The sequence below is a fragment of the Methylobacterium sp. WL7 genome, from assembly GCF_008040085.1.
GTDB classification, from domain to species: Bacteria; Pseudomonadota; Alphaproteobacteria; order Rhizobiales; family Beijerinckiaceae; genus Methylobacterium; species Methylobacterium mesophilicum.
This window is the reverse complement of sequence record NZ_VRVG01000241.1, coordinates 1-3,786: the sequence shown is the minus strand read 5'-3', so window position 1 is coordinate 3,786 and position 3,786 is coordinate 1. Positions and strand designations below refer to the sequence as shown.

The following is a 3,786-nucleotide window of genomic DNA, read 5'->3' as shown; positions in this document are numbered from 1 at the left end:
ACCGACTGGGCGTGGCCCTTCGAGCGGCGCACGATGGCGTGGATGCGGGCGACCAGCTCGTCCTTGTGGAATGGCTTGGTGAGGTAGTCATCGGCCCCGAAGCCTAGACCCTTCACCTTATCCTCGATGCTGGCCATGCCGGAAAGGACGAGGATGGGGGTCTGAATTTTGGCCACACGGAGGTTGCGAAGTACCTCGTATCCCGACATGTCGGGCAGGTTCAAATCGAGGAGGATTATGTCGTAATCGTAGAGCTTGCCGAGGTCGACACCTTCCTCACCCAGATCAGTTGCATAGGTGACGAAGCTCTCGGACTTTAGCATTAGCTCAATGCTTTGCGCGACGGTGGCATCATCTTCGATCAGCAGAACGCGCATGACATCACCTCGAACTATAAGCCCTCATACTTCCGTAAAAATACCGAAACGTTAACGGGCGTCTTTACCGTTCAGTGCTTGGTGACAAACGGGGCCCCGCCCATTCATCGGGTGTCAGCTCAAGGCTGACGAGCCACAGCACGCCGTTGCTGAAGTGTGCTAGACGCCCCGATGTGGAAATTACTGTATTGCCCTCAAATCGCTTGAGAAGGCCCAGGACGGCCAAGGCTTAAATTTGGCCATCCAGCACTTGCCAAGCCGCCGAAGGCCGCCAGAGGGTGAATTTTGAGGCTGGTACGTGTGCGCCTTGAGGCAGGGCCTTGCTACTGGGTCGCTCCGGGCAGCGGCGTGTAGCCGTAATGGACGCCGAAGTGCTGAACCGTCAGCTTTGCGTCCTAGCGGATGTCAAACTCTGGCGGCGCCTCCCTTTCAATCATGGTTAACAATACGTCAACCACTGGTCCTTAGACTAGGCTGTCACCTCTGGCGCACGGGCCTGGGCCCGCTGTCGGCCAAGATGCGTCTGGGCTTACACGATGATCGAAGCCGCCTTCCTTGGCGCGCTGGCAGCCGCCCTAAGGGCCGCCGCAGCCGGTGCCGTCAGCGGGTCTGGGGCAGAATGATCACCGCGGCATTCCTTTTGACGCCTGCTGCATTGGTTGGCCTGAGCGCGTCCGTGGTGACGTTGATCAACAATGCGCGCATGCGGCAGCGCCGGGCAGCCTTGCTTCGTGAGGCGCTGGGGCGCCAATGAGCAAGGATGCGGGGCAGGGCGGTCGCATGAATGAGCCACCCGCCCACCATTTTCCGGCTCCGTGGCAGGCCGTCGAGTTTGAGGACGCCTATTGCATCCAAGACGCCAACGGCTTCCCCGTGGCCTACGTCTACTTCGCCGATTATGCGCAGCAGCAAGCCGGCATCGACCGCATGTCACGTAGCGAGGCGCGGCGCATAGCGGTTCGGATCGCGGCTTTGCCTGAGTTACGGAAGGCGCTGCGCGACTAAGGTTGATCCGGCCGGCTTTCGGTGGCTTCGCGAGCAGCGCGAGCCGTGGCGATCAGTTCGGCGGCGGTCAGTTTGCTGTCCGTGGCAGAGCTTGGGCCTACACCGAACAGCAGCAGGCCGGCTGGTATCGTCCGAACTGGATTTGGCTTTCGCCTTGGCTGCCAAGCCTTCCTATCGATCACATCGGCCATGGTGCTGTTCATCTGCGCGGAGCGATCTGCGGGCGCGGCTGCGGCACTGCGATGGTCACAAGCTTGCCGGTGGTCGGGTCTAGGATCGTCATGGGCACCCCCTCCCTTGCTGCTCTGCTAAGGCAGGCCCGAATTGTGGTCGAAACTTGACCATTCGAGGAGCCGTATACAGTTTTCGACTCTAGTATTGGGATGCCCTGACCATCGAGTGCTACATTCGGATATGAATGGTCAAATTTGATGGATCATTTACAGGGGAACTTACTCAGGTGTGTAGGGCAAAAGTAGAGCTCCCTGCCGTGTTACGCAGCCGGTAACTCGTCAGTTCCAGATTGGGAATGCCGAGCTTCGTCTGACCATTCATCATAGAGACCCATGCTGATTATCAGGATGCCGCATGCGATTGCGACGAACACCGCGATCCAGAACACTGTATCCAGCATGGCAGGCCCCCGGCAGATCAGATCTTAAGGTGTTATTAATGCATGTAGTTAACAACGTGATAACGTTGGGATCATGTACTAGGCTTTGCGGGTAAGCGCTTGCGCGCCGAGTGATTAGACCATCCCCTTCAATGCCGATCCGGCGCGAGCACCGTTTCTTCTATCCCATCGACTGGCCGCAGTTATCGGCTCTGGTGCGCTTCCGGCGCGTTGGCGGCCGCTGTGAGAGCTGCGGGCGGCCGCACGGCCAAATTGGTCTACCATTTCGGTGACGGCCGCTGGTGGGGTGCCCAAGCAGCTACGTGGCACGAGGGGCGAGTGCGCCGGGTGCGCCTCGCTCCCGGTGCCATCAATGTGCTGGCGATCGTGCGCACCACCCACGTGGTCCTAGCCGCCGCGCACCGGGATCACGACACGGCCAACAACGTGTCGGCCAACCTCGCTGCCTTCTGCCAGCGGTGCCACATGATCCACGATCGGCCAGAGCACTGGCGTCCGCGGTGGCGTACCCTGTTCCGACGGAAGGCACTGGGTGACCTATTCGACGGTCCATCCTGCATCGGACCCTCAGTCTGTGCCGTGGCTTATTGGGTTCACCGGTAAAAATCGCCCCTGAATTTTTCCGCGGTCGCCCATTTGAGAAAAGGCCCCGGGGTGGGGGTACTCAGCCGAGTTGGCGGGTACGTGTCGCGTGACCACCGTTGGAATGGCGGGCCTGGGTCCCATCGGCCCCCGTGGGGGGCTAAATCGACGTTCCGCCTGGAATTCGGCAGGGGGCCAACCCTGATTTCAGACCGCCCGGTCCAGCACTCGCTTGACCTGCATGGCCGACCATTCCCCTTTGCGTGGCGTCTCGATCCGGCGGGCATTTAACTCGACAGCGATAGCTCGCAGGGACGACACGCCGGCCGCCTGTATGCTGGCGATGACCGGTAGAAGGTTGGCCACGAAGGCATCGGCCTTGTCCTTCCGAACCTCTCGGCCCTTGGCGGCGGCCGCAGCGAGATTGGTGCGGTTGCCGAGCTGCACGCCTTGCGCTTTCTTGGCCGCCAGCGCGGCCTTGGTCCGGGCGGAAATCATGGCCCGCTCTTTCTCGGCCAGCGCGGCGTACAGATGCAGGACGAAGGGGTCCACGCCCTCACCGAGCTCGGCAACCAGGAACGGCACCCGCTGCGCCATCAGCCCGGCGATAAACGCCACATCGCGGGACAGGCGGTCGAGCTTGGCGACGACGACGGCGCATTTCAGCCGGCGGGCCGCGGCCAGCGCCGTTGCCAGCTCGGGCCGACGGTCGAGGGCGTCGCTTCCCTTGCCGGTCTCAATCTCGATATGCTCGCCGACGATCGTAAAGCCGCCGGCCGCAGCGAAGGCCGCCACCGCGGCGCGCTGTGCCTCCAGGCCGAGACCGCTCTTGCCCTGGCGATCGGTCGAGACCCGAAGGTAGGCGACCAGGGGGCGATCGGTGTCCGACATGGGGCATCTCGAGCTTGCGTAACTCTTCTATACATGCGTATAGAAACGTTACGCAAGCTCGCGCAAGCTGATTTTTGCGCGGTACCGGCTTAATTCGGCACCGCCTGTCGATAGGTGCGCGGCCCCCCCGCCGAGCGCAGTGGTATCGAGTCCTGGCCAGCGCAAATAACTGTCTGGATGCGAGACCTCCTTGGCATCTGCAACGACGCAGAGGGCGCGTTTGATGATAGTAGAACTGGGCGGTCTGTAGGTTGGGTTGGCCAATGCGGGATCGGCTTCGAGACGCTGGCGCAGTAC

At 61.5% G+C, this 3,786-nt stretch carries 3 protein-coding genes and 2 pseudogenes; 2 read left to right on the top strand and 3 right to left on the bottom strand.

The window, feature by feature from the left end:
* The coding region (locus FV233_RS28645) for a response regulator (protein WP_147899550.1) at positions 1 to 377 on the bottom strand (377 nt) is incomplete at its 3' end.
* Positions 378 to 1,127: 750 nt separating this feature from the next.
* On the opposite strand from FV233_RS28645, the gene FV233_RS28640 reads away from it, so the two are divergent.
* Positions 1,128 to 1,382, top strand: coding sequence for a hypothetical protein (locus tag FV233_RS28640; protein ID WP_246690126.1), 255 nt, complete (start codon positions 1,128 to 1,130; stop codon positions 1,380 to 1,382).
* A 765-nt stretch (positions 1,383 to 2,147) separates the two neighbouring features.
* Positions 2,148 to 2,619, top strand: a pseudogene (locus tag FV233_RS31450) (hypothetical protein).
* 186 nt (positions 2,620 to 2,805) lie between these two features.
* Here the strand turns inward: FV233_RS31450 and FV233_RS28630 are convergent.
* Together FV233_RS28630 and FV233_RS30960 are read right to left on the bottom strand one after the other, a co-directional pair.
* Positions 2,806 to 3,489: a recombinase family protein gene (locus FV233_RS28630; RefSeq protein WP_147899549.1), complete on the bottom strand. Its 684-nt coding sequence runs from the start codon at positions 3,487 to 3,489 to the stop codon at positions 2,806 to 2,808.
* Positions 3,490 to 3,537: 48 nt separating this feature from the next.
* Positions 3,538 to 3,786, bottom strand: a pseudogene (locus FV233_RS30960) (hypothetical protein); the annotation flags it as partial.

Coding starts and splice junctions, on each gene's coding strand:
- FV233_RS28640 (WP_246690126.1), top strand. CDS start 1,128: ATGAGCAAGGATGCGGGGCAGGGCGGTCGCATGAATGAGCCACCCGCC.
- FV233_RS28630 (WP_147899549.1), bottom strand. CDS start 3,489: ATGTCGGACACCGATCGCCCCCTGGTCGCCTACCTTCGGGTCTCGACC.